The organism is Nostoc paludosum FACHB-159 (assembly GCF_014698835.1).
Classification (GTDB): domain Bacteria; phylum Cyanobacteriota; class Cyanobacteriia; order Cyanobacteriales; family Nostocaceae; genus Nostoc; species Nostoc paludosum.
In genome coordinates, this window is the sequence record NZ_JACJTU010000001.1 from 459,848 (window position 1) to 484,135 (window position 24,288).

Annotated in this window: 24 protein-coding genes; 10 read left to right on the forward strand and 14 right to left on the reverse strand. The window is 41.0% G+C overall.

From position 1 onward, the window contains the following. Nucleotides 1–35 precede the first annotated feature (35 nt). Nucleotides 36–935 (reverse strand): cation diffusion facilitator family transporter, encoded by a 900-nt coding sequence (locus tag H6H03_RS01970; protein WP_190953417.1) that lies wholly within the window; start codon nucleotides 933–935, stop codon nucleotides 36–38. 501 nt (nucleotides 936–1,436) lie between these two features. Here H6H03_RS01970 and H6H03_RS01975 point away from each other — a divergent pair. After that, nucleotides 1,437–1,790 carry a hypothetical protein gene (locus H6H03_RS01975; RefSeq protein ID WP_190953419.1) on the forward strand — a complete coding sequence of 118 codons (354 nt, stop codon included), beginning with the start codon at nucleotides 1,437–1,439 and terminating at the stop codon, nucleotides 1,788–1,790. Nucleotides 1,791–2,206: 416 nt separating this feature from the next. Here H6H03_RS01975 and H6H03_RS01980 read toward each other — a convergent pair whose 3' ends face one another. From H6H03_RS01980 to H6H03_RS01990, 3 genes are all read right to left on the reverse strand, one after another. Then, nucleotides 2,207–2,443 carry a DUF4327 family protein gene (locus H6H03_RS01980; protein ID WP_096537447.1) on the reverse strand — a complete coding sequence of 79 codons (237 nt, stop codon included), beginning with the start codon at nucleotides 2,441–2,443 and terminating at the stop codon, nucleotides 2,207–2,209. 953 nt (nucleotides 2,444–3,396) lie between these two features. Further along, nucleotides 3,397–3,816: a 30S ribosome-binding factor RbfA gene (rbfA, locus tag H6H03_RS01985; RefSeq protein ID WP_190953420.1), complete on the reverse strand. Its 420-nt coding sequence runs from the start codon at nucleotides 3,814–3,816 to the stop codon at nucleotides 3,397–3,399. 129 nt (nucleotides 3,817–3,945) lie between these two features. Beyond that, complete coding sequence (locus H6H03_RS01990; RefSeq protein WP_190953422.1) at nucleotides 3,946–4,152, reverse strand: DUF751 family protein; 207 nt, start codon at nucleotides 4,150–4,152, stop codon at nucleotides 3,946–3,948. Between the two features lie 164 nt (nucleotides 4,153–4,316). Here H6H03_RS01990 and H6H03_RS01995 point away from each other — a divergent pair, with 164 nt between their 5' ends. Beyond that, complete coding sequence (locus H6H03_RS01995; protein WP_190953424.1) at nucleotides 4,317–5,156, forward strand: DNA adenine methylase; 840 nt, start codon at nucleotides 4,317–4,319, stop codon at nucleotides 5,154–5,156. 119 nt (nucleotides 5,157–5,275) lie between these two features. On the opposite strand, the gene H6H03_RS02000 is transcribed toward H6H03_RS01995, so the two are convergent. The 6 genes from H6H03_RS02000 to H6H03_RS02025 all read right to left on the reverse strand — a co-directional run bounded on the left by H6H03_RS02000 (nucleotide 5,276) and on the right by H6H03_RS02025 (nucleotide 8,893). Then, nucleotides 5,276–5,752, reverse strand: a complete 477-nt coding sequence (locus H6H03_RS02000) for a PD-(D/E)XK nuclease superfamily protein (RefSeq protein WP_190953427.1) — start codon at nucleotides 5,750–5,752, stop codon at nucleotides 5,276–5,278. Between the two features lie 245 nt (nucleotides 5,753–5,997). After that, nucleotides 5,998–6,297 (reverse strand): type II toxin-antitoxin system RelE/ParE family toxin, encoded by a 300-nt coding sequence (locus H6H03_RS02005; protein ID WP_190953428.1) that lies wholly within the window; start codon nucleotides 6,295–6,297, stop codon nucleotides 5,998–6,000. Further along, entirely contained in the window at nucleotides 6,290–6,511 is a 222-nt protein-coding gene (locus tag H6H03_RS02010; RefSeq protein WP_190953430.1) for an addiction module protein, read from the reverse strand. The genes H6H03_RS02005 and H6H03_RS02010 overlap by 8 nt, the downstream gene beginning before the upstream one ends. Before the next feature lie 117 nt (nucleotides 6,512–6,628). Then, entirely contained in the window at nucleotides 6,629–7,849 is a 1,221-nt protein-coding gene (locus H6H03_RS02015; protein WP_190953432.1) for a HetZ-related protein, read from the reverse strand. A gap of 31 nt (nucleotides 7,850–7,880) precedes the next feature. Next, nucleotides 7,881–8,081 carry a hypothetical protein gene (locus tag H6H03_RS02020; protein WP_190953434.1) on the reverse strand — a complete coding sequence of 67 codons (201 nt, stop codon included), beginning with the start codon at nucleotides 8,079–8,081 and terminating at the stop codon, nucleotides 7,881–7,883. Nucleotides 8,082–8,233: 152 nt separating this feature from the next. Continuing rightward, nucleotides 8,234–8,893, reverse strand: coding sequence for an L-threonylcarbamoyladenylate synthase (locus H6H03_RS02025; protein ID WP_190953558.1), 660 nt, complete (start codon nucleotides 8,891–8,893; stop codon nucleotides 8,234–8,236). Nucleotides 8,894–9,025: 132 nt separating this feature from the next. Here H6H03_RS02025 and larC point away from each other — a divergent pair, with 132 nt between their 5' ends. Then, nucleotides 9,026–10,309, forward strand: a complete 1,284-nt coding sequence (gene larC, locus H6H03_RS02030) for a nickel pincer cofactor biosynthesis protein LarC (protein ID WP_190953559.1) — start codon at nucleotides 9,026–9,028, stop codon at nucleotides 10,307–10,309. A 176-nt stretch (nucleotides 10,310–10,485) separates the two neighbouring features. Here larC and H6H03_RS02035 read toward each other — a convergent pair whose 3' ends face one another. Further along, nucleotides 10,486–11,085, reverse strand: a complete 600-nt coding sequence (locus H6H03_RS02035; RefSeq protein ID WP_190953443.1) for a DUF6658 family protein — start codon at nucleotides 11,083–11,085, stop codon at nucleotides 10,486–10,488. 98 nt (nucleotides 11,086–11,183) lie between these two features. Beyond that, nucleotides 11,184–11,747: a DUF6658 family protein gene (locus H6H03_RS02040; RefSeq protein ID WP_190953445.1), complete on the reverse strand. Its 564-nt coding sequence runs from the start codon at nucleotides 11,745–11,747 to the stop codon at nucleotides 11,184–11,186. 347 nt (nucleotides 11,748–12,094) lie between these two features. On the opposite strand from H6H03_RS02040, the gene H6H03_RS02045 reads away from it, so the two are divergent. Continuing rightward, nucleotides 12,095–13,012: a lysylphosphatidylglycerol synthase transmembrane domain-containing protein gene (locus H6H03_RS02045; RefSeq protein ID WP_190953452.1), complete on the forward strand. Its 918-nt coding sequence runs from the start codon at nucleotides 12,095–12,097 to the stop codon at nucleotides 13,010–13,012. Between the two features lie 118 nt (nucleotides 13,013–13,130). Here the strand turns inward: H6H03_RS02045 and H6H03_RS02050 are convergent, their stop codons facing one another. Further along, nucleotides 13,131–13,592, reverse strand: coding sequence for a DUF29 domain-containing protein (locus H6H03_RS02050; RefSeq protein ID WP_190953560.1), 462 nt, complete (start codon nucleotides 13,590–13,592; stop codon nucleotides 13,131–13,133). 1,143 nt (nucleotides 13,593–14,735) lie between these two features. On the opposite strand from H6H03_RS02050, the gene ndhL reads away from it, so the two are divergent. The 6 genes from ndhL to H6H03_RS02080 all read left to right on the forward strand — a co-directional run bounded on the left by ndhL (nucleotide 14,736) and on the right by H6H03_RS02080 (nucleotide 22,495). After that, nucleotides 14,736–14,948, forward strand: a complete 213-nt coding sequence (gene ndhL / locus H6H03_RS02055; protein ID WP_096537434.1) for an NAD(P)H-quinone oxidoreductase subunit L — start codon at nucleotides 14,736–14,738, stop codon at nucleotides 14,946–14,948. Between the two features lie 24 nt (nucleotides 14,949–14,972). Continuing rightward, nucleotides 14,973–15,284, forward strand: a complete 312-nt coding sequence (locus H6H03_RS02060; protein ID WP_190953454.1) for a DUF3007 family protein — start codon at nucleotides 14,973–14,975, stop codon at nucleotides 15,282–15,284. 106 nt (nucleotides 15,285–15,390) lie between these two features. Next, a complete protein-coding gene (gene trpA / locus H6H03_RS02065; RefSeq protein WP_190953457.1) occupies nucleotides 15,391–16,191 on the forward strand; it encodes a tryptophan synthase subunit alpha in 801 nt (266 codons plus the stop codon). Nucleotides 16,192–16,448: 257 nt separating this feature from the next. Further along, nucleotides 16,449–17,105 carry a bZIP transcription factor gene (locus H6H03_RS02070; RefSeq protein ID WP_190953460.1) on the forward strand — a complete coding sequence of 219 codons (657 nt, stop codon included), beginning with the start codon at nucleotides 16,449–16,451 and terminating at the stop codon, nucleotides 17,103–17,105. A 173-nt stretch (nucleotides 17,106–17,278) separates the two neighbouring features. After that, a complete protein-coding gene (locus H6H03_RS02075; protein ID WP_190953463.1) occupies nucleotides 17,279–19,729 on the forward strand; it encodes a GH116 family glycosyl hydrolase in 2,451 nt (816 codons plus the stop codon). Nucleotides 19,730–22,108: 2,379 nt separating this feature from the next. After that, nucleotides 22,109–22,495, forward strand: coding sequence for a HetP family heterocyst commitment protein (locus tag H6H03_RS02080; protein ID WP_190953472.1), 387 nt, complete (start codon nucleotides 22,109–22,111; stop codon nucleotides 22,493–22,495). A gap of 972 nt (nucleotides 22,496–23,467) precedes the next feature. Here H6H03_RS02080 and rpe read toward each other — a convergent pair. After that, nucleotides 23,468–24,175 (reverse strand): ribulose-phosphate 3-epimerase, encoded by a 708-nt coding sequence (gene rpe, locus H6H03_RS02085; RefSeq protein WP_190953474.1) that lies wholly within the window; start codon nucleotides 24,173–24,175, stop codon nucleotides 23,468–23,470. Nucleotides 24,176–24,288: the final 113 nt, after the last annotated feature.

Below are 24,288 nucleotides of genomic sequence, written 5' to 3' on the forward strand. Positions count from 1 at the left end.
AGGAGTTATTATTCGTCGCTGCCCTCCTTTGCCCTTCATCTGTTCGTCTCAAAGGTAATTTGCTCAGACTTGTATCCCGGTGGCTCCACGTGAATTAAAATTCTCACTGGACGAAACCGTTCTTCCAATCGGCTTTCTACTTCTTCAGTGATTTGGTGGGCAGTTTGTACATCTGGTGCGTCTACAATTAAATGCATTTCAATGAATACTTGACGACCAAGAACACCGCGAGAAGCGATATCATGACAGTTGATTACACCAGGAACAGAAGTAGCGATCGCATGAATTACTTCTGGTGCGATCGCCATTTGATCCACCAACCAAGGCAAATTCTCTTTTAAAACTGACCACCCGCTCCAAAATACCAACAAAGCTACGGGAAAAGCTAACACCACATCCATCCATTGATAACCCAGCCAAACTCCGATCAAGCCGCCAATTACAGAAATTGTCACCCAAATATCGCTCATGGTGTGTGTAGAATCCGCAATGAGAATCGGGCTACCTACTCGCCTACCTACACCACGTTCGTAAAACGCGACAAAAATATTTACACCCAACACAATTAGTAATAACCACAACTCAGGTGGTGATATTCTCACGGGTTCACCACCCTTGAGAATTCGCTCAATTGCTCCCTGGAGAATTTCAAAACAGGCTATTCCTAAAAAGGCTGCGATTCCTAATGCTCCCACTGCTTCAAACTTGCTGTGTCCGTAAGGATGCTCGCGATCTGGTTGGGGAGAAGAAAATTTACTCGCAATTAATCCTAAAACATTGTTGGCACTATCGGTCACACTATGCAAAGCATCAGCTAATAAACTCAAAGAACCTGTCCATGAGCCAACTATTGCTTTTAATCCCATGACAAACAGGTTGAGTATTAGGGTGATAATTAAAACCTTTCGCACTTCAGCACGGTTATCGGCAGTCATAAATTATTTATTACATCAAGCTCTATGACTTCTAATGTAAAACTTAAAACATCAATAGATACAAATAAAATGTATCAAAGTCTTACACGGTAAGAAGTAATTCTCTCGATAATTGCTAAAATTATATGAATTTATTGAGATTGTTTTTAACTAAAATACGCTAAAACCTTGATAATTATTAGTAATAGTCTTGCAAATAAGAGCGTATATTTAGCGTTAATAGCAAATAGATATTAATTTTTTTGTCTGCAAATTCTAGCAAAAAGAATTTGAGCAAGTTTTCTCAGCGTTAGCAAAACTAGAAATTCTGTATTTGTTGTCCGAGAAGTTGTATATCTTGCTTTGGAAACGAACGATGCCATTTCTCCTCAAAACCTACGTAAGTTTCGATATCACGTAAAGCACGCCAGAACCAATGATTCTTTTGAGGCTGAATGCACGAGCCTAGACTACCTATTCAGGTAACATTAGTAATTACCAAGAAGTTTTAATACAAAGCTAATGTCTTCAACTCCTCTAACACTCAACCTAGTTGAAGGTTCTGTGTCCTTCAGTTTTTCACCCCAAGCAGCACGAGAATTAAAGGCAGCAATAGATCGGTTAATGGAAGGCCTCAAAGCTGTCGCTGCTAAATCCACTCCTGGCAGCAGTAAAGCGGCTCCCCAACCTCCCCTGGAATATCGTTACACTGGCGAAGTCTTTTTAGAAGTTTTCTGTAATCCTAATATTTGGCCGAGTCCCTTCGCAGCCAAAGTCCTACTGACTGTTCGCAACATCAACATCCGCATAACTACAGAAGCCGAATTGACTCGCATCATTGATGATATTAATCAGTATTTAGACCAAGTGGGATGAGGGAGATGGGGAGATGGGGAAAAGTTAAAGGGTAAAGGGTAAAGGGATAAATTTAACCTTTCCCCCTTTCCCTTTTACCATTCCCTGGAAAGCCCAATGCCCAATGCCCAATGCCCCATGCCCATTTAGAAAAATTACCGCAACAGTTCAACATTAGGAACCGCTCCGGTAAGATAATCCACATACTAGACTCAAGTTGTAGCACCAAAACTATTGGTTTTAATGCCTAAACCTACCTGAAAAATTGTATAATTTGAGACTCTAATGTTTCCGTATTAAAGAAAAACGCAAGATTCTAGATTCAGCAATGCTTCCCCAAAGCCAGAGATCATCCCAAATTGGGCGTTAAATCATTGATTGTGAAATCCACACTTCAAAAATAAACTCCCAATCTCAAATCCGAAATTGAACATTGATTAGTCGTTGTCCCATTCTTCACGACCAATCAAATCACCAATGCGATCGCGTAACAAAAAGTCACATTTTTCTAATTCACATTCAACGCAAACCCACTCTCTCGCTGGGATGTATTGGCAGAGTGTATATATTGGCTGTTGTCGGCTGACCATTCCCTTTTGCACCAGTCGGCGTGCTTCGTCTTGGATGACATCCAGAGAGTAGTAATTAATAGAAGGCACCGTATTCACACTCATGGTTTTTACTCACAAATTAACACTTAGATAGTGTTCCCGTTTAGCTATAAGGAACAAACATGACAGAGATTTGACTTGTGGCTATGCTTTTGTAGTTTGCTATACGGAACTAATTTCATTTTGACGCTACACATCCTGAAATTATCTCAAGAAATGTTAAGAAAGTCAACAAAAGCTGACATTTCCGAAAAATAAGCTTCACAAAACAATGTCAAAGTAGTTAACGAAACCTGCTGTGCTAGTTGTGTTAGTTTTATTCAACAGGTTCCAAAGCTCTGCTATTAGCGCTTTGAGGCATGATTTGGCTAGTGAGAAGAGTCCATATAGCGATCGCTCACAGACCAAATAATTACCTAAAAGCTGTATCTAGAAGTGTTGGTATCTATCTCAGGGTAAACAAGATAAGGATATTTGGCAGCAACTAGGGTATAAACTATGGCAAAACTAACGGCTAAATTACACTATGAAGGCTTTTAAGCTAGCGACTGTTAACAATTTCTTAAACAAATCCGCAATTACTTGGTTAATTTCAGCGCCGATGTTACATGGTTTTTTTTAGAAGAACATCTGTACAAAGGCACAGAGGCGGGAGGTAGGGGAAGTGTAGGGGAGTTAACGAAGGCAGGAGGCAGGGGGCAGGAGGCAGGAGGCCGTTTTTATAACGAGGATTTATACCGCGTTCCAAAAACTTTTCGCCTTAAAAGGCTGTCTTCGTAGCGGGACGAAGCCCGGTTTTAGACCCGATTGTTTCGATAAAAAAAGCTTCCTACCTCCCAATGCCCAATGCCGAATGCCGAATGCCCAATGCCCAATGCCCAATGCCCCATGCCCAATGCCCCATCCCCTATACTTATGTTCACATTAAAACAGACGCGATTTGGTCGCGTCTGTAAAGTGTTTGGCGGATTTGCTGAGATCGATTTGTTCTGAAGTTACATTGTTATTTGGGTTACTTATTCTGAGAGTTCGTCATCATCTCGATCTGTGGTGTCTTCTACTGGTGTGGAATTTTCTGGCGATCGCTGATTATTCAGCTGATTTAATAGTGCCAATACCTTATTGCCACGTTCTATAGAGCGATCTTCGACAAAGATAACCTCTGGTGTGCGACGTAGCCGTACCCTAGCACCAAGTTCGCTACGGACAAAACCCGTGGCTGACTTTAAGCCCGCCATTGTTTCTGCCTTGGCTTCATCTGTACCATAAATACTGACGTAGATTTTGGCGTGTTGGAGATCGCCGGAAACATCAACATCAGTAACACTTACCATTCCTGTACCCACACGGTCATCCTTAATGCCGTTGAGCAGCATTTGGCTAACTTCCCGTTTAATCAGTTCAGCAACACGGGAAACGCGGCGATTTGTAGCCATAAAAGTTTAGCCTCCTCACAGAGGTTGTACGACATAATATAAACGCAAGCTGGGTGATAATACCTAGCGTATGGCAAGTAACGCCAAAAACAACTGTCTCTAGGGCAGAAGCCGCAGCATCGCCCCAGTCTAGATTGTACTCAATCCCAGCATTGCACGTAGGGTGAGAGTGACGAACACCAGACTGCTGAGAAACAAACCCAAAAGGGCAATTAAGGTGATTGGGCGTTTCAACAGTGGCACTAATGGCGCAAAGGTGTTGAGAAATACCCCTAAGAGGACAGTAATGAAGTAGCGGGGGTAGCGAAAGACGTTATCCCAAAATCCGTCGAACATTTGAATTTAAACTGCCTTGCTATAGACTTACGTTTGTTTTGACATTCTTTATCTATTTAATTGTAATCTATGCGCCTGGAAAATTACCCAGTTAATATAAAATATGGTTCGTCAGCTATATTAACTATATTTAGTCGCAACTATTTCGGTAAAATTGTAAGTAAATGGTTATTCAAATCCCCAAAGAAACTAGCCCGCGTCCATTTTTGAAGTGGGCAGGGGGTAAGAGTAGGTTGATTCAGCAATATATTCCTTATTTTCCTAAGAATTATCAAAATTACTATGAACCATTTTTAGGTGGAGGTGCTATTTTTTTCCATTTGCAACCAAATAAAGCAATTTTAACTGATATTAATGCTGAGTTAATTAATACTTATTGCTGCGTTCGAGATAATGTTGATGAATTAATCTTGCTTCTCAAAGAGCATAAAGAACGACACAATAGAGATTATTATTACACTATAAGAAATAATTATGTTGGTACAGATTTAGAAAAAGCTGCTCGTTTTATTTATCTGAATAAAACCTGTTTCAATGGTCTTTATCGAGTCAACTCCCACGGTAATTTTAATGTGCCCTTAGGCAGATATAACAATCCTAACATTTGTCCTGAAAACTTACTGCAAGTTGCTTCTACAGCGCTTTCTCAGGCTAAAATTCAACAAGCAGATTTTACAGAAGTGCTAAATCATGCCACTAGCAGTAATGACTTTGTGTTTTTCGATCCGCCTTACCACCCTATCAGTCAAACTAGTTATTTTACCGCTTATAGTTCAAATTCTTTTAGTAAAAAAGACCAAGAACTTTTGAGAGATACTTGTGCAGAGTTAGCAAGTCGTGGTGTCAAAGTTATGGTATGCAATTCTGATTGTGAATTTATTAAAAAAATTTATACAGATATCAATTTTGAAACGCACACAATTAAAGCAGCACGTTCAATTAACTCGAATATCAAAAATCGAGGCATGATTGACGAACTATTAATTACATCCTTTAATAATTAATAATTCAGGAGTCATAACTCAGAAATTAGCATGAATTCTGTACAACTGGTAACTGAATAAATCAAAGCAAGATTTAATAGTCAATTTAGCAAATATTACATTCTGAATTATGACTTCTTCTAAAGATTTTTATTTGCCCAGGCAATGAATCTATCTAAGCTATAGACTGCTAATAAATTATGGTTATCGTTAACTCTTGCTTTGAGCCATTTACTTGCACCTTCTCGCATCCCTTCACCACCTAATATGACAATAGTCGGTGCAGGGTAATAATGCTGAATGTTCATATTCAAATAAGGAAACTTTTCATCAACCGAACCAGGGCTTTCTTGCCATTTGCACTCGATAATTAAACCAGATGGCATTGCAGGTGAGCCAACAACGTAAAAATCAACTTTTAAATCGGTATGATAAATTCCAGTTCCAATATAAACCTCTTTCCCATAGCGTTTTGGCAATAAAGCCGCATTTAGTACAATTTCTTTGGAGACATAATTCCCGACTTGGAAATAATTATGGCCATTCAAAATTGCTTCTACATTAATTTCTAAAATTCTCCCTGCCTTATTTGCCCGCCCACCTTGAGTCAGAGCCATGCTAAAATCCTCTGCCAAAAGTACTGCTTATTCTAGGATTCCATAGAAGCAGTAATAAATGGTCAGTTGCTTAATATGAATTTTTATTGAAAGTACAAAAATTTGGTATCTATGTACTAAATAAATACAAATGTATTAATAATTTGGATAATTAAGGGTTGCTGATTCCAAGAAGGGTGAAAAAAAAGGAATTTCCTTGTGATTTTTCCTTTTAATACTTTTCTTAGCTCTTGTAAACATGCCTTCTACTGCAAGCGAGTACGCCATTTTTCTGGGTCTTGGGAACAGTGAAAAACAGCGTAGATAATAATCTCCTGTTCATTAAACTCGTAAAAAACGACGTAGGGAAAACGCCTAATTGTAGCGCGGCGATAACTTTCATGAACAATCTGGTATGTGCTGGGTTGACGCTGAATTAAATTCAGGCAGGCATCAACACAGCGTAAAAACTCAGCACCTAAGCCAAATTCCCTCCCCTCGTACCAGTCATAAGCTTCAATAATGTCTAGTTCTGCGGCTGTAAGAATAGTTAATTTTCTAGCCATGTCGTTGAGAGATTCTAGCTTTTACATCTTCCCAACTGCTGCCAATGGATGGATTTTGCAGATATTCAGCTTTGCGGCGGGCTAGCTCTTGTTTTTGCCAATCTAAAACTGGGAGTGCTGCTGGTGTAGCGGCTATCTCATCCCATAAATCTTCTACTAGTTGAAGTTTTTCCGCTCTCGAAAGACTAGAGAGTTCGGGAAATACTGGATTCATGGTGTTTTCTTAATTTGATTCACCTTCATTATTACACCCAAAACCTTCATATCCATAGCAATATTTCTAATAACTGAAATTCAGGTTAGATAAATTTTAATAATTTTCCTTTAGACTTCAACCTGTCTGAGCTTCAGTATTACCGTTGCGGATAGCCCAGGCTATTTCTAATAGTTGAGTCCAGCGCTTTTGCACTTGTTTGGGGGTACATTTGATGGCTTTGGCGATCGCCTGGTCGCTCTCCCGTGCAGTTTTGAGTTGTAAAATTTGCTGTTGTTGTTCTGTAAGTTGACCGATAAATATTTCCCATTGTTGGGAAGATAAACCCAACTTTTGCTCTAAACCCGCACCTAACCATTGATGTACCAATTGCCAATGATGTTGCTTGGCAAACTTTTCTACATGATATTTAAACCGTTGTTGCAAATAATCGCGCTGACGGCTAGTTAAACCGAGAATTTGGTCAATTTCTGGTGCTGAAAGGTCTTGCAGTTTCAAACTTAAGTAGTCCATACAGTCAGATTGACCTTGGGACTCTAAGTATTTCATCAATTCAGCAATGACGCGATCGCGTTCTGATTCTTCTGATGGATCGAAACTGGCTTTGGCAATCATTTGCGATCGCAGTTGCTGTACCGCCGAATTACGTTGGTAAGATTCTGCTTCTTCACCCTTAGCAGACTCCACCGCCATTTCAATATCCACAGTAGTTTCTTGGGGCTGACGACGAGCAAAACCCTGCGCCCGCAAAATAATTAATTGCTGATTTGCGCCGCCAGGTAAATTGATGCGACGTTTGGCGTACTGTTCTGTAAATGCCATATATTCAGCTAATTGCAGCTGAGTACGCGGCGTGTGATCCTCAGGTAATTCGTTTTCGCGGCGGAAAGCTTTAATCGCTTCAATATAAAATGCTTGTAAAAAATCTTCAATTAGGCTGTAACGAGCGTCAAAACCCAACTCCGAGCCGGATATAGTGACATGGCGGTAAACCATCGCGCCCAAATTGCTATGTAATTCCACCCGTCCTTGTTTGGAACCTAGGTGGTAGTAACGCAAGCACTTTTGCATCCGGTGTCTGGCCAACGTCATCTGCCAAGACTGAATTTGTCCAGATGTTTGGATACGCGAGCTTTTATCGCAAATGCGTTCTACTTCCTTGGCGATGCGCTTTGCTAAAGCTTGTACGCATCTGGGCGCTGCTTTCACTTGCCCTTGCATTTCCTCACACAGCAATTGAACTAAGGTGTCACTGCTGCTAGCTGGCAATTCTTCGCCAGAAACATGGTTGTTAAAAACTGGTGTAGAGTTTGGTAGATTGGCGACATTAGCTTTCATGACTTTTCCAGGGAGTAGTATTGCACCGTAATTACAACGCAGACACAGCGATCGAGGCTAGTCTTGGTTGGAGAATCTTTGGGCATTCATCCATCAAGACTTGCCCCACGTAATGCTCACATCTAAAGCTCATATTTAAAACTGTAGGAAATACGAAAGAGTTATAGCTATGACAATGTGTCGGTTCTTCCACAAACCACCACATTGATGCTAGTAAATGGATACGCAGCATTTCTTCAAAGTTGTTAAATGCCTTGCTCTAGCCAGTGTTGCCACCATCCTGTTATACCCACTGATATCGCCTTTAATTATGACAATTTCAAAACTGGAGTCATTTAAATCACAATTTCCGAAACTAACAAGTGCGCTGATGAAATTTAATCCTTATACCCATGTTGCTGCTGCTTCCCAACCTAAACCCCTCCGTATAATTACTGCTTCATCTCCTGTTAAATCCAAAATAGTAGACACTTCGTACTTAGGTTCTTCGCCAGCATCTACAATTATGTCTACGAATTTGTCTAAACGGTCAAATAGCTCTACCCGTGATTGAATAGTCTCTGGATCTATGTGAACCAAGCCATTATTTCCTTCATCTGGTGGCACGTGTGCGGAAGTTGAGATAATCGGATTGCCTAACGCTTCCAGCAGAGCCAAACAGACAGTATGGTTTGGGACTCTAATTCCTGTAGTTTTCCGCTTGGGACTTTGCACCAATCGCGGTACTAACTTAGTAGCTGGTAGCAAAAACGTGTATGTACCTGGAATTAGGCGCTTCATAATCCGATAGGCTGTGTCACTTACGAAGGCATAAGTCGCCACATTTGAAAGCGAGGGACATAAAAATGTCAGTGGTTTATCATTTGCTAGCTGCTTAATTTGCCGCACTCGTTCTACCGCCGACTTGGCATTCAAATCACAACCGATCGCATAGACTGTATCAGTAGGGTAAAGCATGACAGCACCACTAGAGAGCGCTGACTTTATTTCCTCTATTCGGCGAATTTGAGGATTGTCCGGATGAACTGGGAAGATTTTTGCCATAGGTGGGGACTGGGGACTGGGGAGTGTGGGGAGTGTGGGGAGTGTGGGGGGAAAGATTTCTTCCCCATCCTCCCACACCTCCCCATGCCCAATAATCAATGACTAATGACTAATGACTAATGACTAATGACTATGAATAAAATCGCTTATCTTCAATGTCCGACAGGAATTTCTGGTGATATGTGCCTGGGTGCTTTGGTCAGTTTGGGTGTTCCTGTGGAGTATTTAATTGAAAAACTCAATGGGTTGGGAATTGAGCAGGAATATAAGTTAAGGGCAGAACTTGTGCAACGGAATGGTCAGCAGGCGACTAAAGTCCATGTGGATTTAATAGATCATCATCACCACCACGATCGCGAACACACTCATCATCACGAACGCCACCTGCCAGAAATAGAGCAGATGATTCTCAAAGCAGGGTTACCGCCACGGGCAGAAGCTTGGAGTTTGGCGGTATTCCGGCAGCTAGCTGTAGCAGAAGGGGCAGTGCATGGCATTTCTCCTGAAAAAGTTCATTTTCATGAGGTGGGTGCTGTAGATGCGATTGTAGATATTGTGGGTACTTGCTTGGGGTTGGATTGGCTAGGGATTGAGAGCAATGAGTCAGGATTGCCTTTACTATACTGCTCGGCGTTCCCGACTGGCGGCGGTACTGTGAGGGCGGCGCATGGTCAAATGGCTGTACCAGTACCAGCAGTATTAAAGCTGTGGGAAATGCGGGGTTGTCCAGTTTATAGCAACGGCATTGAACGAGAACTGGTGACACCAACAGGTGCCGCGATCGCCACTACCTTAGTCAGAGAATTTGGTTCGCCGCCCCCCATCACTATCAAGCAGGTAGGATTGGGAGCAGGAACCATAAATTTACCCATCCCCAATATTTTACGCCTCTGGCTGGGCGAAAGCGCAATTTTAGAGTCAGATTTCCGTGATTCTGGCGATACTAGCTCAAATGTGGAAACCATATCGGTATTAGAAACCCAAATTGATGATTTAAATCCTCAAGCCATCGGCTATGTGTTTGAGGCTTTGTTTGCGGCTGGTGCGCTGGATGTTTTTACTGTGGCGATCGCGATGAAAAAATCCCGCCCAGGAATTTTGCTGACTGTTATCTGTCATCCAGAAAATTTACTCAGTTGTGAAGCTGTTATATTCCGTGAAACCACAACATTGGGTATTAGGCGAACTAATCAGCAACGCGCCATTTTACAACGAGAAATTCAACAAGTGGAAACTGAATATGGCAAAGTGCGCGTTAAAGTAGCATGGAAAGGGCGATCGTCAGAAAAACTTATTGCTAATGTGCAGCCAGAATACGAAGATTGTGCAGAATTAGCCCGAAAACATAATATTCCCTGGCGGGAAGTTCAACGGCTAGCGCTACAGCATTGGTATTTAGAAAATCAAAACAACTAACCCATCTTGAAAATAGTGTTGACTGTTGACTGTAAAAAGATTTCTAGATTCTCATTGTCTGCATCATTCTGAGTCCTGTTTATGAAATAAAAACTCGTCAAAATTCAGCATGAATTTTGACGAGTGGTGCGTTTATTGTTGCTTGTTAAACTGGATTATTACCACCAGTCTAACGACTAATTTCTATTCAATGCGTTAGCTGCATCTTCAGCGGTGCGCTGAATATTGGTACTAGCATCTTCGCCAGCACGTTGAGCATTTTTGGTCAAATCTTTGGCTGCATTCTGGGTATTTCCCTTGAGGTTTTCAATTCCGCGTTGAGTTCCCTTAGCAAAACCTTCCCCTAATTCTCCAGCAGAACTTCCAACATCTTCACCCAGGTTTTTCACTCTTTCACCAAATGGTGTACCTTGTTGGTAATTCCGGACATATTGCTCGCGAGAGTCAACACTCTTTTGCTCAATATTTTTTTGAGCGTTTTTCGCTAGCGCATCAGCTCTATCATTAGCAGCCTTTTCACCTAATCCCCCTCTAGGATCTACATCGCTAAAGTTATTCATCCCACCAGCAGGTGCAGAAAGAGGATAATCTTTTGTGGGATCGTAACGTTTTACATAATTATTTGATTGAGGCGTTTGAGCATCAGGCTGTGGTGGTTGTGTTGCTACTCCTGGCGCAGCACAAGCCTGGGTCACAAACAAGAATATTCCTACTAAAAAAGCAGCTAAAACTTTCAGCGGACGAATATTTTTCAACCAAGTACCTAATTGTTTCATACTCTTACTCCTTGCATTTTTGTCGCTAATTTAAACTTCAAACAAGATGGTATTTGCAAACCATTTCAAATCTCAACTATTGAGACAAAATAAAATTTCTATTTGCCTCTTGCTGGATTTTTTTGTAATTCTGGTCTACCACCTGCTTCATCTGCCTTGTCTTTTAAAAAGCCGGAAGCTTCTTCAACAGTTTCTTTCACAGTTCCAATGCGTTCTTTAACGCGAGTTCCTACACTGGGTTCGTTCTGAATCAAACCACCTGGTTCAGGTTGTTGGAAATTTTTGTCTGTGATAATTGGGAGTTCTGCTTCTTTTTTGATTCGGCCTACTGGTGTTTCAGCACCAGGATAAAGTATCTCAGAATCTCTATTTCCAACATTTGTAGCAATCAATAGTGAGCTTGGCTCTAGGCTAGCTTGGTCGCGTCCTTGATTGTTTTTTAGGTTCGTTACTTTGGAATCGGGAGATCTAGTGTATTTGTCTCCACCATTCTTATAAGGATTGTTGGCTCCACCTGCTTGCACAGCAGGGTTTTGTGGATTTGCACCTTGAGCATCTCCTGTACTACAAGCAGTGCTAACTATCAACAATAATCCTGCGAGAAAAATTGTTAATATTTGGCGCAGCCGTAGTTTTTTCAAAAAAGCGATCGCAGCGTTCACGTAGTCCTCCTTACCAAAGTATTAATAAGCTGAAGTCTTAGCTGAATCATTGCTATTATTCAGTCAGTTATTGTGGTTGTTTAGTTGGTTAATTTGTGAATAACCTCTATTCAAAGATAGGAAGAATAAAACGACTTTTACCTCTAGCGCAGGCCACATTTTTATTAGCACAAAAATAATATTTTTATCTAACTCTAGAGAGATATAAAATAATATAATAGCTTTTAAGTAAAAAAAATTACATCCAGCTTTTTCATACTTCTAAATGTTTGAATATGTAGCAGATATATATAGTAAGATTTGAGGTATTTGTACCTTTTTTTCCTAACCGTTAAAATACTAATTTAATGAAGCAATTTTTACGTTGGATAATTTTAGGCGGAACAATATTTTTTTTAGGGAAAGCCCTGAAAGATAATTGGATTCAAGTGACTGCTATCCGCATTGATGGGGTAGGATGGGGAATTATGGCGATCGCTACAGTCGTCACTTTACTGGCACATACCTGGGCTGGCTGGGTTTGGACTTGGGTTTTGCAAGAGTTAAATCAACCTGTGCCATCTTCCCAATTCATCCAAGTTTACCTAAAAACTAATATTGCTAAGTATTTACCAGGTAATATCTGGCATTATTACGGACGAATTCTCGCCGCTAGAAATGCCAACGTTGCTGCTGGTGCAGCCACCTTAAGCGTTTTGCTGGAACCGCTACTTATGGCGACGGCTGCTTTAATCTTCATTATTTTATTCAGTAGTCAATTTGATGCAAAGAATACCACTTTAACGGTACAAATCTTACAATTGGTGAGTTTAGCTGTGGTGCTTTGTGCAGTTCATCCCCGGTTTTTAAACCCAGCCATTGGCTTTTTATACAAACTGAAGGCAAAAAAATCCGATCTTAATACTCAGCCAAGTGTCGTCTTAACTCTCAAACGCTATCCCCTACGACCTTTATTAGGGGAATTGGGCTTTTTAGCTTTGCGTGGCGTCGGGTTTATTTTAACTGTATTTGCACTCAATTCCGGAAATTGGAGTCAAATTCCTTTATTGCTAGGGGCCTTTAGTTGCGCTTGGTTACTCGGCTTAGTGATTCCCGGTGCGCCTGGTGGGTTGGGTGTGTTTGAAGCGACTGCTTATGAACTTTTGCGACACCAGTTTCCAGCTGCTTTAGTTTTTAGTGCGATCGCTTTATATCGCCTCATTAGTATTCTATCTGAAACCATAGGCGCTGCCTTGGCTTGGTTACACGAACGCCTTGCCGAGTGATAACTTTTCAGTTAGCACCATTTTGGATTTTGGATTAAGCATAAAGCCTATTTTACTTATCAATTCTGAGTCCAAGAACTCACCAATTCCGCTGTAATCTTACCAAATTAGAACTTAACTAATCAGGTAAAAACTCTTCATCTAAACACTCATCCGCAGTAAACGGAGAGTCTAAAGGAAAAGTATCAAGCGATAAACCAGTTTCATCACTGGCTTGCTTTCTTGCATCTTGATAACACTGTGCGATAACTTCGTGGAAATATGGTTTTAAACTAGGACTATCCACAAAAGCCTCTTTGAGCCTCCGGCGATGTTCTCTAATACTTCCCTTCCAACTATTAGAGCGCTTTTCTGGCTGATATTTATATTTTAACAAATGGATTAATACAACTATTAAATTACTTTTGATTGCCTTTTTTTCACTTCTCCCCATACATTCAATCTCTTCGATCAGATTTTCTAAATCAACCTCAGAAAATCTGCCTTCTTTTAATTGTTTAGCTGTTGTCTCTATCCACAAATAAAAATCTTGATCGTAAAGATGAGAGTTTGTGAAGACTGTTGGTTGAGGCGCTGTCATCTGATTTTTCAACCTCCCAAAATCCAACCATTGAGCTTGATTTTACACAGCTATTACTATGTCAGCGATAATCCAAATAAATTGTTTTTGGACTTATCCAAAGTGAAACTTTGGAAATAGCAGGGTAAGTGTATGATAACAAAACCTGCCACATACAAAGATTGTTAGTGCGATCGCCTGGTATTATCGCCAACATTAATTTCTCAAAATAAAAAGGCTGCAATTAAGCGATCGCTAACACAGCTAAAGTGACTCAATGAAAATAAAATATCACTACTGACAAATAAATTTGTCTGTTTGCAGCAACTGATAAGTCTAAATTTAATGGGGGTGGAGGGACTTGAACCCACACGACCTTTTACGGTCAACGGATTTTCATTCTCCCGCAATTTTCACTGCTACTTGATGGCAACAGCCGCTTCAAGTTTTGAGAATTGGACTCTCCCTTTACCCTCGACTTTACGTTAGGGTAGCTCCCGTCGGGTCTCTGCACCTTCCGAATAGTTAGCAGTTTTGAGTTAGGAGTTATGAATTTTTAGTTTACTCATCACTCACTACTCAGCACTCATAACTTTTTTCGGCTTGGCTCAGGATTGCCATGTCTGTTACCAGATTTAGGTTTCCCTGAGTTTGAGAGCTTCCACTTGAGGGATTTCTCCTTCAAGGCTCAGTTATCTAAGTCCGTAGCGTCTACCATTCCGCCACACCCCCGCAGGTGTTCGGTAGCTATTTATTTTGTAGAGGCAGCAAACACCTCCTCATCTATTCCACCACCAATTGTGTCATTTGTCCAACTAGATTGAAAATATTTTTTCCAATTGGAAGTTTTTATTTTTTCCTAACCAATTTGGATGAAAATTTTCCACCTTGTCTGACAATAGCACTGATTTGCTACCGGGCTATTTATCATAGCATCATACACTGGACATTTGTCAATTTTCTTGACGGCTTTTCTCAAAATCCCTTTAGTGCTGAGTGCTGAATATTGACTGATAACCGTTGGCAGAGAATTATTATTCACTCCTTTGCCCCTGTGCCCCCTATTTCTCCACTCCCTCTATTTCTTGAAAGCATCATGACTCTACTTCCCTGAGTCTCGCTCTTCGCCCTATGATGAGAAATAGATGCTTAGACAAAAAAGTTATGATCGTCGCCCTGCTGTATCTGATTTTGGCTGGAGCTTACCTTCTAGTAATTCCGATCGCTGTCTTGCTCTACCTAAAGCAGCGTTGGTACGTGGCTAGCTCCATCGAGCGTGTGTTTATGTACTTTTTGGTGTTCTTTTTCTTTCCGGGTTTATTGGTTTTATCGCCGTTTGCAAATTTTCGACCCCGGCCGCGACAAATTGAAGTTTAACGAAATTGGTAGGTCATAACTCTCATGCGACGGATTGACGCTATTGGAATTGGCTTAGGCATTTTTATTGCCGGCGGCTTGGCGTATGTAGGATTACAGCTAGTCGGCTTCGATAATCAGCAAGCTGGTATATGGAGCCAAATCTTACTAGTGGCTGTGTTAGTTGGCTGGTTAGCTACCTATTTTTTCCGTGCGGTGGGACAAAAAATGACCTACCACCAACAGCGGGAACAGTATGAGCAAGAATTTCTGCAAAAGCGCTTGGAAGAACTAACTCCCGAAGAACTAGCACGAATTCAAGCCGAGATAGAACAAGAAGAGCAGTCTCAGGTGTAAAGTGATCATTGGTCAGTTGTCGTTTGTCCTTTGTCATTTGCAAATAACCAATGACCAATGACCAATGACTAATGACCAATGACCAATGACCAATGACTAATGACTAATGACTGCAATTTCTGATTGCTTTGAAACCCTAAGGCACAATCGTGAATGTGCCTTGATTCCTTTTATCACCGCTGGCGACCCAGATTTAGAAACAACAGCAGCAGCGTTGCAAATCCTCGATCGCAGTGGGGCAGATATCATTGAACTGGGCGTACCATACTCCGATCCTCTAGCGGATGGGCCAGTCATTCAAGCAGCTGCTACCCGCGCTTTGCAAAGGGGAACGAAATTTGAGCAGGTGCTGGAAATGCTCCAAGCAACAACTCCCAAAATGCGATCGCCCATTGTTCTATTTGCCTACTACAATCCAATTTTGCACCGTGGGATTGAAAAATTTCTCCAGCAAGTTGCTGCGGCTGGAGTAGCAGGATTAGTAGTGCCGGACTTACCTTTAGAAGAGGCCGCAGGCTTACTCAAACCAGCTGGTGAGATGGGAATCGATGTAACTTTGTTGATAGCCCCCACCAGTTCTGCCGAACGGATACAAGCCATAGCCCGTTCCTCCCAAGGATTTATTTATTTAGTCAGCGTCACAGGTGTGACGGGAATGCGAACGGAAATCCAAACGCGAGTATCAGATTTACTCAAAGAAATTCGTAGTGTCACTGATAAACCCATTGGCGTGGGCTTTGGAATCTCCGAACCAGCCCAAGCCCGTCAGATAAAGGAATGGGGTGCAGATGCAGCGATTGTGGGCAGTGCTTTTGTGAAGCGGTTAGCAGAAGGTACGCCAGAACAGGGACTAAATGCGATCGCTCAATTTTGCCAAAGTCTCAAAGCAGCCATCAAGACCACGTAACAGCACAAATACTCATGTTGATGAGAGCGAAAAAGTAGATTAAAAAAGTGTAACAGCGTAGTTTTTTTATCCTAAGTTTAGTAGACAATTTGACTGTTCTGGTCTTGAATATTAACATCAGATATCAAGATGTAAAAAAACTAGCTGATACAGTCGCTTATAGTCTGAGTATTATGTGAAGTGGTCAAAATTTATGAGTGTGAGAGTGAGTCATTCACAGATGGTTATAGTTATATTGCAGTTCGGGGGCAAAGGCGATGAGTGAGAGTATGGCATTTATCGGTGGGGTCGCTGTGGCTGGGCTGGCAGCTCTGGTATTGCTCAAAGGAACAAATGTACAACCTAACTTCGCTGTTGCTCCGCAAATGCCGAATACTGTGGTAGCGCCCCAGGTTATGCCGCCACAAGTACAATATCCAGGAGGGTATTACGGGCAACCACAACCAATTTATCCCAATCAGCCGCCAACTGCTCCCAATTCTGACCAGCGCCTAGAAATGGAAAAGCTGAACATGCAGATGGAGAGTTTGAAAAAGGACAATGAACAGCTGAAGTTGTTTAACCAACAACTGCAAGGTCAAGTCCAAAATTTCAATACTCAGCAGCAGTGGCAATTAGCTCAGCAAAATAACCAACAAAAAGTAGCAGCATTCCAGCCACAAAGTCCCTGGTGGTCTTCACCTATGCTGTGGGCAGTGGGAGGCGCAGCTCTCACCATTGGTGGTGGTGTTGTTGTCGCTGGTGTGTTGGCTTTATTCTCACCACGGCAGCGTCCAACCCGCACCGTACAAGTCATTCACCCTTATCAAGGTCCTACACCACCCTTGGTTCCAGTACGTCGCGCTGAGTTTCTGCCTGCTTCTCGTATCGATCCAAGACGAGTTGAAGCCCCAGAATACGACGAAATGCACTGATAGACGTAAAAGGGACTGGCACATGGGGGCAGGAGAGGTAGGGGAAAAGGTTAAAGGGAAAATGAATAAATTTAATCTTTCCCCTTACCCCATGCCCAATACTTTGCTACTTGATAAAAACCGTACATCGCGCTAGTCTTCATGGACGTAACTCCACGCTGTGACATTAGGCGATGACAAATCAATACTCCCCAAAAATTCCCTCTTGCACTTGGAATCGTCCCATCGGTTTAGGCTGGGATAAGCCCTATACCGTCCGTTACGCAAGTAATCTTGATGATGGCCCTTGGCATGGTGCGCCATTAGGTGGCTTTGGTGCAGGTTGCATCGGTCGTTCTTCACGGGGAGACTTTAATCTATGGCACATTGATGGTGGTGAGCATATCTTCAAAAACGTGCCCGCCTGTCAATTCAGTGTATTTGAGTCCAATGGTACATCTACCCAAGCTTATGCTTTATCTACCCAAGCACCTGAGGATGGTAGTCTCAAAGCATGGCAATGGTATCCAGACAGCAAGGGAGCAGGGGAACAAGGAACCAGGGGAGAAATTAACTCCATCAATCAACAGCAAACTGGCGAGTATCATGCCCTGTATCCCCGTAGCTGGTTTGTGTATGAAAACGTTTTTCAAACACAGTTGACTTGCGAGCAATTTTCACCTGTATGGGCTGGCAATTACCAAGAAACTAGCTACCCTGTGGCGGTGTTCCATTGGAATGCTCACAACCCCACAAATGCACCTATTACTCTGGGCATCATGTTCACCTGGGAAAATATGGTGGGTTGGTTTACTAATGCCCTCAAATCTCCTCAAGTGCGGGTGCGGGATGATGGTAGCCCAGTTTATGAATACCAACCACGCTGGGGTGAAAGTCAAGGAAATTATAATCAGATTGTAGAAAATCCAGAATACTTTGGTTGTCTTTTAGGTCGGGTTAATAGCGACAAACCATTGGAAGAAGGGGATGGAACCTGGTGTATTGCAACTTTGAAACATCCAGGAGTGGAAGTATTTCATCACACGCGCTGGAATTCCATTGGTACGGGTGAAGATATATGGCAAACCTTTGCTGAAAATGGTTCTTTACCTAATTATCAAGACACAACTCCAGCAGCAGAAAACACACAACTAGCAGCTGCGATCGCAATTCGTTTTACTCTTCAACCAGGCGAAACTCTCGAAATCCCCTTTGTCTTGGCTTGGGATTTACCGATTACAGAATTTGCCGCCGGAATAAACTACTATCGCAGATACACAGACTTTTTTGGTAAAGATGGTAGCCATGCTTGGACGATTGCATCTACCGCTTTACAACAATACCAAACCTGGCGATCGCAAATTCAAAGTTGGCAACAACCCATTCTCGACCGAAAAGATTTGCCTTCTTGGTTCAAAATGGCTTTATTTAATGAGCTTTACGACCTCACCTGTGGCGGTACTCTCTGGAGTGCAGCATCAAAACTTGACCCCATCGGTCAGTTTGCAGTGCTGGAGTGCCTAGATTATCGCTGGTATGAAAGTCTAGATGTGCGGTTGTATGGTTCTTTTGCCCTGTTGATGCTGTTTCCAGAATTAGAAAAATCAGTGATACGGGCATTTGCACGGGCAATTCCCCAAGGTGATGACACTCCCCGAATCATTGGCTATTACATGACAATCAAGGCAGAAAGCCCCCTTGCAGTTCGTAAAGCCCCTGGTGCAACACCCCACGATTTAGGCGCACCTAACGAACACGTTTGGCAAAAAACTAACTACACCAGTTATCAAGATTGCAATTTATGGAAAGATTTAGGTAGCGATTTTGTATTGCAAGTATACCGAGATTTTCTGTTCACGGGTGGTGAAGATGTGGAATTCTTGGCAGACTGTTGGGATGCGGTTGTTAAGACTCTCGACTACCTGAAAACTTTTGACCTAGATGGCGATGGTATTCCTGAAAATTCTGGTGCGCCTGACCAAACATTTGATGACTGGCGGTTGCAAGGTGTCAGCGCCTATTGTGGTGGGTTGTGGTTAGCGGCGCTAGAAGCTGCGATCGCCACTAGCCAAATTTTATTAAATCACAACCTTGGCGATCGCAACGACTTAGAATTTCAAAAATCAACCTATGAAGCTTGGTTAGAACAATCTCGCCCAATTTACCAAGAAAAGCTTTGGAATGGACAGTATTATCGGCTGGATAGTGAAAGTGGTTCTGATGTAGTGATGGCGGATCAATTATGCGGACAGTTCTACGCCCGATTGCTAGGACTACCAGATATTGTACCGAGCGATCGTGCCCTCTCTGCGTTGAGAACTGTTTATGATGCCTGCTTTTTGAAATTCTGTGATGGGAAATTTGGTGCTGCTAACGGTGTTCGTCCCGATGGTTCGCCAGAAAACCCCAAAGCTACTCATCCTTTGGAAATCTGGACAGGAATAAACTTTGGCTTGGCCGCTTTTCTTGTGCAGATGGGAATGAAAGATGAAGCATTTAAGTTGACCCAAGCTGTAGTGCAGCAAATTTACGACAATGGACTACAATTTCGCACGCCTGAAGCCATCACCGCAACTGGCACTTTTCGCGCCTGCACTTACCTGCGCCCAATGGCAATCTGGGGAATTTATTTACTAATTGATTGACTTCGCAAATGTTAAGTAGGTCGGTGTTGAAAATTGTCGTTATGACAATGCAGGGGGAAAGAGCTTTTTGAGCAACTTTACTTTTCGTTATATATTTTGGTTTTTTTGCACCATATTACTGACTCTCCCCTTACCTGGAAAAATAGCTAACTTTTCAGTGTTATCTGCAAAACCTCTCTTTTTGTAGGATGCAGTAGAGACGTTCCAATGCAACGTCTCTACATCTGTTGGATAACGAAAAAGGGTGGGTGTACGGTGTGATACCATTTCACGAAATACCTGATACAGATAGATAGGTAGGGGCGTACAGCTGTAGACCCCTACAGCTGATTCATGTGTTCCAAAGATTTTTGGATAGGACTTACGCAAGAACTCTCTGAAACTCTTATTTCTCCGTGCCCTCTGCGTCCTCTGCGGTTCGTTTTTTCATGATTTTGCGTAAGTCCTGTTGGAAATGGTATGACACCTGATTCGCCAACAACATCCTGTATTGAGAGGTTCCTCACTTCTTCATTCTCCTGATTTTCCCACTCCGTAAAGACAAGGGTGTTAATCCTTGTCTTTACCCACTCCCTAGTTTTTCTAGATGACGTAAAAAGTCAGAGTCTACATTTGTAATTTTATTTTCCAGTGTTTCCGGAAGGGAAGGAAAATTTCAGTAATGGTATGAGTTAAAGTAGTGAGAATTCAAGACTACGTTTCAAAAAATGCAAATACTACTAGTTTTAGCGATAAATATTGCTAGCATTGTCCAGGCTGTTTTCCGGAGAAAGCTGACAATATTACAAACATAAACGCTAAGACATTTAGACTTTGCGTAACTTTGGGCGGATAGACCACACAGTGGTTTTCTCTCGGTTTTAGCAGAAGTAGCCAGAAGTAGCCCAAACTTTGGGATATGAGGTGCTAGTAGTTTGGGCAAGTATTAATTAGCCGGACTCATATCATAACCCATAGATAGCTTATTGGCAAGAAATTTCCGAGCTATTTTTTGTCTGGTAAGGAGAAAAATTGCGTAGGCTAGCAAAAACGGCAGGCATCCCCCACTGATGCAAAAGCCAACAATTTTCGCTTCTGAATCAAGCAACTATAGTCCTAACTATTGAGTAGGAACGCTAATTTCAAGAGAACTTAACCCAAATTAGTCAATATCTTACTAAATTCATCATCATCCCAGGCTCTCTCCACCATTGCTCATACACGGCATACCTTGTTTTCGTCCGAGGTATCCTATTTATCCAAGATGTTCGTGAGCAATTTATACTGACTAATAGCTTTTATTCGAGCTTTTTACTAATAAAATTAGACTAATATTCTTATTTATTTGAATAGCTTAAAGTTTCTAATAAGTATATATTTATTTTAAATAAAAATAGGAAACTTTACTTTCAATCAAATTAGTCTTTATGAAAAATATAACTTTTTATATTTTTCATAAAGACTAATTTTTATTTATTATATAAAATCTAGCATTATTAACTTGTTTTAAATAATGCTAGAAAATTTTGCATAATAATATATGTATGCATTAAGGAGTTAATTTAAAATATAGCTAACTATATTTAGTATTTATAAAAAATTAAAACTGCATGGCTATGTTATAAATTTTGTTTTACAAAATCCTTTTAGAACAAGAGTTTCAAGCAAAAAATTACTATTTGCTCTAGCCAGATATAAAGAATATTTTTAATAAATGCTGCGCTAGTTTTATTGACAATGCTATATACACTCCTTAAATGCGATGTTGTTTTAGATGATATTTAATGGTATTATCATCTAGCTCCTAGACAATAATAATGGGTTAAAATTCATATTGTCTGAGGGGTCTTACCCCCCATTAATTAGCAAATATGACAAATGTAAAAGTTGCACAATACATAAGTAAATATTGAAAAGTGATCGGTAAATTTAACTTATAAATCTGCTAATATAGCAAGTGACATTAACCGCAAAAAATAGTATAAATACAAATGGCGTTTAAAACGCCTAAAGGTAAATAATTTTTTGTAGTAGTCTTAAAAAGTTTAGAAATTTCCCGGAAATGATTTCACTTTGTGAGTAGTATTTTATACAATAGTTAATCCAAAAAAATTGATTGAATTAGGGGTTGAGAAAGTTATAAGAGGGCAAAGCTGCATCTACCAATAGCTACGCCCAGACTTGAAAGCAGCGATCGCCAGCGATAATTTGGGAAATTTATCTACGCGTCTGTTGATGGATGCTTATTCTCTATCAACATCCAACATCGCCCCTTATGGATTACTTCTCCCAAGCGATTAAACAGCTGCAAAAAGGCTAGTCTAGTTTGTAAGCCTTAATTGAAACACCAAGAATTGCAAAAACCAAACTAGTTTACTTTACCCAAGAGAACTAAAGACTATGAATCAAGACATTGCTAGTATTAGTAGTAACTTAGACAAGACAATGAAGGCTCAACAATTTGATAAAGTAGTTGAAGCAATTTTGGCTGGAAAGTATTCCTGGGCGTGTGTTTTAATGCTGCGATTTGCTGGTTATAATCCTCTTCATTACATTCCATATCGTACTTATAATCGATTGTTGAAAGAAAACTCTCAAGGTAGTAGAGTAAACCAACAGCAAACTGAAAATATAAAACTGCTCAAACAGCCCAACGATTCCAGATCTGATAGCAATGTATCATCAAGTTGCTTAACTAAAATTAAAGACATACCTTATCTTGAAGTAGTGGGCAAGCAAAAAACAGAAATCCGTGGTAGTAGTTTAGATCGCAGGCTGGCACAATAAATTAAAGAATATCAATCAGTCCAATCAACAATAAAATTGGAAGTACTCAAAATATTTATTTGAGATACTTGAGATTGAATTAAAAATATTTTGCATCAATAGATTTTGCTTGGGGTTGATTAAGCCTCTCAGCTACTGCCATGCCATTTTTTAATGGGTGGCAGATTTTTCATATAAAACTTCTATTTGATTGTCTGAAAAACTCGCCTTCAACTCAAAAAATCTGATTCCTTAACTCTACACGAAAGGTTAATCGGATTCATACTCCCCATTCTCTACCTGCGTAAATAAATTGAAAAATCAAAGCAGATTAGTATAAATCTGCCAAAATGGCAAATTTATACTGACGAAATTGGTAAACTAAAAATAATAACTTCAATCAAAATAGAGGTGCCTGGCAAGCAAGTTAATTTAAAACATAAAATCAATCATTAGTTCTCAACATGAAATAGATCAAACTGATTATACAAATAGTCAGCATTTCATGTATTAGATAATTCTTAGACCAAGACCAATGAACCAACCGTTGCTACTGGTGGTTCTTTTTCCGAGAAAGTCCGAGCAAAGAAAATTTGGAGAGGTGGCTTCCCCCAAACCAAATCTTATAAAGCTTTCACCGAGCTGCAGACGGTGTTAGTCATGCTGATAAAGTTTTCTATCTTGGGGTTGGTGTTGCTTTAGTTAATAAAGCAAACGCTTAGCATCAACACCAAGAACGGAAATAGAAATAGTTACGGTTAGATTGTTGTCTTGGCTGGTAGAACTAGTGGCTCACACGCTTCTCTTTTGACTATTGTAATCCTAGTCCTCCCAACCTGGATTATGTATGGTTTATAAACTTTCAATTTATATTTCAATGGCTGGAAGTTCAAAATTTGAATAGCTTCCAGTTTTTTATTTCCAATAAAAATAGGTTGGGCAATTAATCTGCCCAACCTACCTTTTGTAAAGTATAGTCAATGTAAAAATGAATTAAACTTTGGCTAATTCTGGGGTAGGACGCTTGCTGTTGCGAATTGCTGTAATAGCCTGTGCATAATCATTGGTGTTAAATACAGCCGAACCAGCAACGATCGCATTGGCTCCCGCTTCCAAAACTTGCCAGGTATTATTTGCCTTCAGACCCCCATCTACTTCAATCCAAGGGTCAAGGCCGCGTTCCTCACATAATTGGCGCAGCTTGCGGATTTTAGGTAACACACCGGGGATAAAGCTTTGACCGCCAAAGCCGGGGTTTACGCTCATAATCAGTACTAAATCGCACAAATCCAGAACGTATTCAATTAACTCTAGAGGAGTGCCAGGATTGAGTACAACACCAGCTTTCTTACCAAGCTCTTTAATTTGTCCCAAAGTGCGGTGCAAATGTGGGGAAGCATTATGTTCTGCGTGTACAGAAATAATATCAGCACCCGCTTTAGCAAATCCTTCTACATACTTTTCTGGCTCCACAATCATCAAGTGGACATCCAGTGGCTTTGTTGTAACTGGACGAATCGCCTCCACAATCAGAGGGCCTATCGTAATATTAGGTACAAAACGACCGTCCATTACATCAACATGAATCCAATCTGCTCCGGCCGCGTCTACAGCACGAATTTCGTCACCCAGACGGCTAAAATCGGCTGATAGGATAGATGGAGAAATTACAATGGGCTTTTGAGATAGGTTTTGGGTCATGGCTAGTGGATTTTTAAGCGTCCTCGTCTGTAATCATTGTAACAAAGCATTGAGCAAGACTCATAACTTTGATCCCGGCCTTTTTGCAGGAGTAGATAACAAAAGAGCAGAGG

What these genes read in the sequence shown, in the direction of transcription:
- H6H03_RS02015 (WP_190953432.1), bottom strand. Translation starts at nt 7,849, where the DNA reads ATGAAAGCTAATGTCGCCAATCTACCAAACTCTACACCAGTTTTTAAC.
- H6H03_RS02000 (WP_190953427.1), bottom strand. Translation starts at nt 5,752, where the DNA reads ATGGCTCTGACTCAAGGTGGGCGGGCAAATAAGGCAGGGAGAATTTTA.
- H6H03_RS01980 (WP_096537447.1), bottom strand. Translation starts at nt 2,443, where the DNA reads ATGAGTGTGAATACGGTGCCTTCTATTAATTACTACTCTCTGGATGTC.
- H6H03_RS02010 (WP_190953430.1), bottom strand. Translation starts at nt 6,511, where the DNA reads ATGAATCCAGTATTTCCCGAACTCTCTAGTCTTTCGAGAGCGGAAAAA.
- H6H03_RS01975 (WP_190953419.1), top strand. Translation starts at nt 1,437, where the DNA reads ATGTCTTCAACTCCTCTAACACTCAACCTAGTTGAAGGTTCTGTGTCC.
- H6H03_RS02060 (WP_190953454.1), top strand. Translation starts at nt 14,973, where the DNA reads ATGCGACGGATTGACGCTATTGGAATTGGCTTAGGCATTTTTATTGCC.
- H6H03_RS02005 (WP_190953428.1), bottom strand. Translation starts at nt 6,297, where the DNA reads ATGGCTAGAAAATTAACTATTCTTACAGCCGCAGAACTAGACATTATT.
- rpe (WP_190953474.1), bottom strand. Translation starts at nt 24,175, where the DNA reads ATGACCCAAAACCTATCTCAAAAGCCCATTGTAATTTCTCCATCTATC.
- H6H03_RS02070 (WP_190953460.1), top strand. Translation starts at nt 16,449, where the DNA reads ATGAGTGAGAGTATGGCATTTATCGGTGGGGTCGCTGTGGCTGGGCTG.
- H6H03_RS02050 (WP_190953560.1), bottom strand. Translation starts at nt 13,592, where the DNA reads ATGACAGCGCCTCAACCAACAGTCTTCACAAACTCTCATCTTTACGAT.
- H6H03_RS02075 (WP_190953463.1), top strand. Translation starts at nt 17,279, where the DNA reads ATGACAAATCAATACTCCCCAAAAATTCCCTCTTGCACTTGGAATCGT.
- H6H03_RS02080 (WP_190953472.1), top strand. Translation starts at nt 22,109, where the DNA reads ATGAATCAAGACATTGCTAGTATTAGTAGTAACTTAGACAAGACAATG.
- H6H03_RS02020 (WP_190953434.1), bottom strand. Translation starts at nt 8,081, where the DNA reads ATGCTGCGTATCCATTTACTAGCATCAATGTGGTGGTTTGTGGAAGAA.
- H6H03_RS01970 (WP_190953417.1), bottom strand. Translation starts at nt 935, where the DNA reads ATGACTGCCGATAACCGTGCTGAAGTGCGAAAGGTTTTAATTATCACC.
- H6H03_RS02025 (WP_190953558.1), bottom strand. Translation starts at nt 8,893, where the DNA reads ATGGCAAAAATCTTCCCAGTTCATCCGGACAATCCTCAAATTCGCCGA.
- rbfA (WP_190953420.1), bottom strand. Translation starts at nt 3,816, where the DNA reads ATGGCTACAAATCGCCGCGTTTCCCGTGTTGCTGAACTGATTAAACGG.
- H6H03_RS02045 (WP_190953452.1), top strand. Translation starts at nt 12,095, where the DNA reads ATGAAGCAATTTTTACGTTGGATAATTTTAGGCGGAACAATATTTTTT.
- H6H03_RS01995 (WP_190953424.1), top strand. Translation starts at nt 4,317, where the DNA reads ATGGTTATTCAAATCCCCAAAGAAACTAGCCCGCGTCCATTTTTGAAG.
- trpA (WP_190953457.1), top strand. Translation starts at nt 15,391, where the DNA reads ATGACTGCAATTTCTGATTGCTTTGAAACCCTAAGGCACAATCGTGAA.
- larC (WP_190953559.1), top strand. Translation starts at nt 9,026, where the DNA reads ATGAATAAAATCGCTTATCTTCAATGTCCGACAGGAATTTCTGGTGAT.
- H6H03_RS01990 (WP_190953422.1), bottom strand. Translation starts at nt 4,152, where the DNA reads ATGTTCGACGGATTTTGGGATAACGTCTTTCGCTACCCCCGCTACTTC.
- H6H03_RS02035 (WP_190953443.1), bottom strand. Translation starts at nt 11,085, where the DNA reads ATGAAACAATTAGGTACTTGGTTGAAAAATATTCGTCCGCTGAAAGTT.
- ndhL (WP_096537434.1), top strand. Translation starts at nt 14,736, where the DNA reads ATGATCGTCGCCCTGCTGTATCTGATTTTGGCTGGAGCTTACCTTCTA.